This window comes from Chrysiogenia bacterium (assembly GCA_020434085.1).
Classification (GTDB): Bacteria; JAGRBM01; JAGRBM01; order JAGRBM01; family JAGRBM01; genus JAGRBM01.
On sequence record JAGRBM010000304.1, the window covers coordinates 1 to 5,868 of the forward strand.

Here is a 5,868-nt window from a genome sequence, read left to right on the forward strand (position 1 = left end):
GCGATTGAACACCGCGCGGAAGATGCCCGCCCCTTTGCTGCGCTCACTGCGCGGGATCTGCCCCATGCCCAGGTCGCGCGAGGTTTCGGGCAACTCACTCATCGTCGCGGACCTCGGTGTAGGCAAGACGGAGCTGGGCGATTTGTTCAGAGAGCAGGCCCATGGCGAAGAGCAGCACACTGGAAAAGAGAATGAACAGCGCCGCGGGCGGGAAGGTGCTTGTGCGCGCCAGGCTCACGCCCAGGTAGGTCGCGCCGATGGCAAAGGTTCCCAGGAAGAGCGGGAAGAAAATGCGCAGCGGCGAGAACATCATGGTGATGCGGAAGATGATGAGCAGAAAGCGCACCCCGTCGGAGAGGAGCGAGATCTTGCTCTTGCCCACGCGCGGGGCGAACTCCACGGGGATGAACTTCACGCTGTGGCCGGCCCGCAGCATCGAGAGCGTGCTGGTGGTCGGATACGAGAAGCTGTTGGGGAACAGATAAAGGAAGCGCAGCACCGTGGCCCGGTGAAAAACCCGGAAGCCGCTGGTCAGGTCCGGGATGGGAAAGGCCGCCACGTAGGAGGCCAGCCGGTTGTAGAGCGAGTTGGCCAGGTTGCGATGGAGCGCCCCCTTGTTGCCGGTGCGCGCCGCCACGACCAGCTCGTGGGTTTTCGCCGCTTCGAGCAGGTCTGGAATGCGCTCGGGCGGGTGCTGGCCGTCCGAATCCAGCAGAACGACATATTCGGTCTTTGCCGCCCGAATGCCCGATTTCACCGCCGCCCCGTTGCCCTTGCGGTAGGGGTGGCTCACCACCTCGGCCCCCGCGGCGCGGGCCAGCTCGGCCGTGCGATCGGTCGATCCATCGTCCACAATGAGAATGTGCCAGGAATCATTGACCGCACGGACGCGCTCAATCACCTTGGCGATCACGGCCTCTTCATTGAGGGCCGGCATGATAACCGTGACCTGATCGTCCAAGTGGGCCTCTCCTGCAAAGCAGCGGATGGCCTGAATGTAACACACGGGCCGGCAGAACCCGAAAGACACCAAACGAATGAAAAAAGACAGCGCCCTCCAGATCTATATCGACTTATTGAAGGAGCGCTCCCCCCGTCCGCTGACCATCAATGAAATGAACACGCTGCTGGGCATCAGCAGCTACAACAAGAAGGCCATCCGCGCGGGTCTGGACGCCGCCATCCGCGCCGGCGCCCTGCGCAGCATCGGCAAGTCCCGCTACCAGTGGATGCCCGCCGAGAAGACCAGGGGCCAGGAGCCCAAGGCCGCGCCCAGGGAAAGGGCCCAGAAATCCCCCCGGGTCGAGGGTCTCTATTCGCGCGTGCGCGCGGGCTTTGGTTTCGTGGACGTCCTGGGCCCCGAGGCGGAGAAATTCCGCCGCGACATCCTCATCCCCGAGGGGATGGAGGGTCAGGCCATGCACGGCGACCGGGTCGAGGTGGAGATCGTCCGAATCGAAAAGCGCAGCGATCGCGTGGTCGGGCGCATCACCAGCGTCGTCGAGAGCCCCCATGACACAGTCATCGGCATCCTGGAAAACTACCACGGAAGCTGGCGCGTCCTCCCGCAGAACGAGCTCATTCCGCCGGTGCTCATCGAGAGCGGCGCCAAACCCGCCCGCGACGACGAGGGCCTCATCGGCATTGCGCGGCTGACCCGCCGGCCCGAGCCCCACAAGCTGCCCGCCGGCGAGCTCGTCGAGGTGGTCGGCAGCCCCGACGATCCCAATGTCCAATTCCTGAGCATCGTTCTCGAGCACGGCCTGCGCCACGAGTTCCCGCCCGAGGCCCTGGCCGAAGCCGCGCGCCTGCCCGAAGATCCCACGCCCGAGGAATTCAAGAACCGCGAGGACCTGCGCCGCCTGCCCTTCGTTACCATCGACGGCGAGAGCGCCCGCGCCTTCGACGACGCCGTGTATCTCGAACCGATCAAGGGCGGCGGCTGGCGCCTGCGCGTGGCCATCGCCGACGTGAGCCACTACGTCAAGGAAGGCACCGCCATCGGTGACGAAGCCCTGGAGCGCGCTACCAGCACCTACTTCCCCGATCGCGCCATCCCCATGCTTCCCGAAGCATTGAGCAACGGGCTTTGCTCGCTGCGCCCGCACGTGCCGCGCCTTTCCATGGTGGCCGAGATCGAACTCGACGCCGGCGGCGGCCGCGTGGACTCGCGCTTCTACCGGGCAGTGATCGAGAGCCACGCGCGGCTCACCTACACCCAGGTGGCGGCGATGCTCTCGGAGACGAAGACGCCCGAGCTCGATGCCGAGCGCGAGAAGCTCGGCGAGATTCTCGAAATGCTCCGCGACATGCGCGAGCTGATGCGCACGCTCTACAAGCGGCGTGTCAAGCGCGGCTCGCTCGATCTCGACCTGCCCGAAGCCCTCCTTGATCTCTCCGAAGAGGGACGCGCCGTGGGCCTGCGGCTTTCCATGCGCAACGACGCCCACCGCATGGTCGAGGAGTTCATGCTCGAGGCCAACAAGGCGGTGGCCTCGCACCTTGGCGAGCGCAAGATCCCGCTGGCCTACCGCATTCACGAACCGCCCGAGCCCAGCGATGTCGACGAGCTCAACACCGCGCTCGAACCCTACGGGCTGGGCGTCGAGTACGACATCCCGGTCAAGCCGATCAACTACCAGGCCCTGCTCAAGGCCCTCTCGGAGCACCGGCTTTCGCGGCCGCTCTCACGCATGGTGCTTCGCTCCCTAAAACAGGCGCAGTATTCGACCAGCAACCACGGGCACTTCGGTCTGGGCTTTGCCAACTACTGTCACTTCACCTCGCCGATTCGCCGCTATCCCGACCTCATCGTGCACCGCCAGCTCGGCCGGGTGATCGACGGGAAGTTCGATCAGGCCCTCGAAGCGGCCGAATCCATCGCGGCCGACTGCGCCCACAGTTCCCAGAGGGAGCGCGAGGCCATGGACGCCGAGCGCGCCATGGTGGACCTCAAGAAGGCCGAGTTCATGCTGGGCCACCTTCTCGAAGAAGAAGAAGGCACCATCGTCTCGGTAACCTCCTTTGGTTTCTTCGTGGAACTCGACGCCTACCCGGTCGAGGGACTCGTTCACGTGGAGAGCCTGGGCGAGGAAGAGCTCTTCTTCGACGACGTGCAGCGCGTGCTGGGCAACCCGCGCTCGGGCCTGGCATTCCGCCTTGGAGACCGGGTCCGCGTGATGGCGACGAACGTCTCCTTGCAGAAGCGGCAGATCAACTTCGAGCTCGTAGAGCGCCTCTCGCAGGCAATCACCGGCGGCGCGCCGCTCAACTTCCGCCCGCGCAGCGCCGGCAAGGGCCCACGCGGCGGAAAGCCGGGTGGCAAGCCCGACAAGTCCGGCAAGCCCTCCGGCAAGCCCTCCGGCAAGCCCTCCGGCAAACCCAAGGACAAGCGCAAGCAGAAACCCGAGAAAGCCCCCATCCGCAAGAAGTCGCGCAAGGACAAGGCGCAGCGTGACCGGAAGTCCAAGAAGAAAGGCGGCAAGCGCCGCTAGCATCGGTCAGGTTTGGTTCATGCTCTCAAGTGACGACAGGCAGGCGCTGCTGACTCTCGCGCGGCGGGTGATCGAAGCGACCGCGCGCCGCGAGTCCGGCAGCATCTCGCGCCCGGGAGGGTCGACGATTCTCGATGAGCCCCGCGGCGCCTTTGTGACGCTCCATGAGGGAGGCGCGCTGCGCGGGTGCATCGGCTACGTCGAGCCCACCGAACCCCTCTGGCAGGTGGTCGCCCACGCGGCCGAGGCCGCCTGCACGCGCGATCCGCGCTTTGCTCCCGTGCGCGAGAGTGAGCTGCCGGCCATCGACCTGGAGATTTCCGTGCTGGGCCTGCCCGAGCCCATTTCCGGGGCAGCCGACATCGAGATCGGCCGCGACGGGCTGATCCTCGAACTCGGCAGCGCCCGCGGCCTGCTGCTGCCCCAGGTAGCGCCCGAGTGGGGTTACGGGCCCGAAGAGTTCCTCGATGCCCTCTGCCGAAAGGCGGGTCTTCCCCCCGGCGCCTGGCGCGAAAGCGGGGCGCGGCTCTACCGCTTTTCCGCCGAGGTATTTTCCTGAAAACCGCGTCTGGAGCCCCTCCAGCCCCCCCTTCGTTGACTTCCCGGGCGCCTGCTTGTACTGCAAAGGCCGATGAGTGATCGAGCGACAACACGAGCCCGCTTTCTGGCCCTCGCGGCGCTGCTTCTGACCTGGATTTCCGGTTGCGGCAGCGATACGCCGCCCCTGCCCTACATCCGCGTGAGCAGCCTCCCGGCCGTTTCCCGAGTGACGACCAACAACGGGCGCAACCAGGCCATCACCATCCAGGGCACCATCGCCAACATGCCGCCCAACCGGCCGGCGAGCATTCAGATCGTCAACAACCTGGGCGGCTTTCCCAGCGCCGCGCCCGCCCAGCAGCTTCCCCTGGGCACCGGCGGGGTGTTCTCCTATCAGATCCAGGCCCCGCTCATTAATCCCATGAGCCCCTTCCTGCCCGGCCCCGACGGCAACGTCGTCATCATCCGGGCGGCCAACGACTACAGCGTCTACGACACCACCGGCAATCCGATTCCGACGACCGCCGCCTTCACCCTCATCATCGACAACCAGGTGGTCTTCAACCACCCGGTCTACGCCGACCTGGACATGAGCGATCCGCCCAATGTCATCAGTGAGTGCGACTTCAGCACGACCGATGTGGTCAGTGGCACGTTCAGCGTGCCCCTGGGAACCGCCGATGCCAACGACGTGATTACCAGTGCGTTGCTCGTTGAGCGCACTGACGCCAATGCCTTTACCGATCCGACCGTGGATACCCTGGACGAGAATTCGCAGGCCATCACGATCGATACCGACGGCACCTTCGAATTCACCGTCGATCCCGGCGACTGGAACTGCACCCCCGGCGATGGAACCGACTGCAACTTCTTTGTTCGCTTTACGACAAACAGCGCGACGGCACGGGCGCTGCTCGGGTCTTTCGACAGCGAGGTCACCATGGCGACCTATCCCTTCCAGAGCTGCCTCACTCCGATCCCGTAGCCATCTGAGGCAGCCGCCATGCAGCCCCTCGGCAAGAGTCCCATCACCGCCTTCTTCGACGTCGACGAGACGCTGATCACCAGCAACTCGGCCACGATCTATGCCGCCTACATGGCGAAGATCGGCAAGATCAGCCGCCGCGACATCCTGCGGGCGCTCTGGTTCGTCACGCTCCACCGCATGAACCGCCTCGATGGAGAGAGCGTCGGGCGCCGCATGATCGCGCGCGGCCGGGGAACGCCCATCGAGGAAGTGCGCGCCGACTGCGAAAACTGTTTCCGCGAAGAGCTCGTCCACTATCTGAGTGACGAGGGCGTGCGCGCGGTGCGTGCCCACCAGGCCGAGGGCCACCGCGTCGTGCTGCTGAGCGCCTCGACCCAGTATGTGTGCGAGCCCCTGAGTAAATTCCTGGAGATCGACGGTGCCATCTGCAACGAGCTTCTGGACGAGGAAGGCCTGCTCACAGGTACTTTCCGCGAGCCCTACTGCTACGGACCCGGCAAGCGCGTGCGCGTCGAGCAGTGGGCGAGCGAGCACGGCGTCGACCTGGCGCGCAGCTATTTCTACGCCGACTCGGTCACCGACCTGCCGGTGCTGGAGGCCGTCGGGCACCCGGTTCCCGTCAATCCCGACCGCGAACTGCTTCGCGAGGCGCGCTCGCGCGGCTGGCCGCGCCTTCGCTGGCGGCGCCTGGCGCGCTCGATCCCGCCGCGCCCGCTCTCGGATACCGAGCGCCTGATGCGCCAGTTCTCCGGGCGGCGCCTGCCGGAGGCCTGATCCAATGCCCAGCATCGCCGTCGTTGGCGCTTCCAAAGATCGCAGCAAGTTCGGCAACAAGTGCATCCGCGC

General features: G+C 65.7%; 5 protein-coding genes. 4 read left to right on the forward strand and 1 reads right to left on the reverse strand.

Annotated features, from left to right (window positions below):
* Positions 1–94: 94 nt before the first annotated feature.
* On the reverse strand, positions 95–937 hold the full coding sequence (locus KDH09_10580; protein MCB0220130.1) for a glycosyltransferase family 2 protein: 843 nt from the start codon (positions 935–937) through the stop codon (positions 95–97).
* A gap of 100 nt (positions 938–1,037) precedes the next feature.
* Between KDH09_10580 and rnr the strand changes: the two genes are divergently transcribed.
* From rnr to KDH09_10600, 4 genes are all read left to right on the forward strand, one after another.
* A complete protein-coding gene (gene rnr / locus KDH09_10585) occupies positions 1,038–3,494 on the forward strand; it encodes a ribonuclease R (GenBank protein MCB0220131.1) in 2,457 nt (818 codons plus the stop codon).
* A 19-nt stretch (positions 3,495–3,513) separates the two neighbouring features.
* The gene (gene amrA, locus KDH09_10590; GenBank protein MCB0220132.1) at positions 3,514–4,053 is read left to right on the forward strand and encodes an AmmeMemoRadiSam system protein A; all 540 of its coding nucleotides are present in this window, start codon (positions 3,514–3,516) and stop codon (positions 4,051–4,053) included.
* A 72-nt stretch (positions 4,054–4,125) separates the two neighbouring features.
* Positions 4,126–5,019 carry a hypothetical protein gene (locus tag KDH09_10595; protein MCB0220133.1) on the forward strand — a complete coding sequence of 298 codons (894 nt, stop codon included), beginning with the start codon at positions 4,126–4,128 and terminating at the stop codon, positions 5,017–5,019.
* An 18-nt stretch (positions 5,020–5,037) separates the two neighbouring features.
* Positions 5,038–5,796 carry an HAD family hydrolase gene (locus tag KDH09_10600; protein MCB0220134.1) on the forward strand — a complete coding sequence of 253 codons (759 nt, stop codon included), beginning with the start codon at positions 5,038–5,040 and terminating at the stop codon, positions 5,794–5,796.
* Positions 5,797–5,868: the final 72 nt, after the last annotated feature.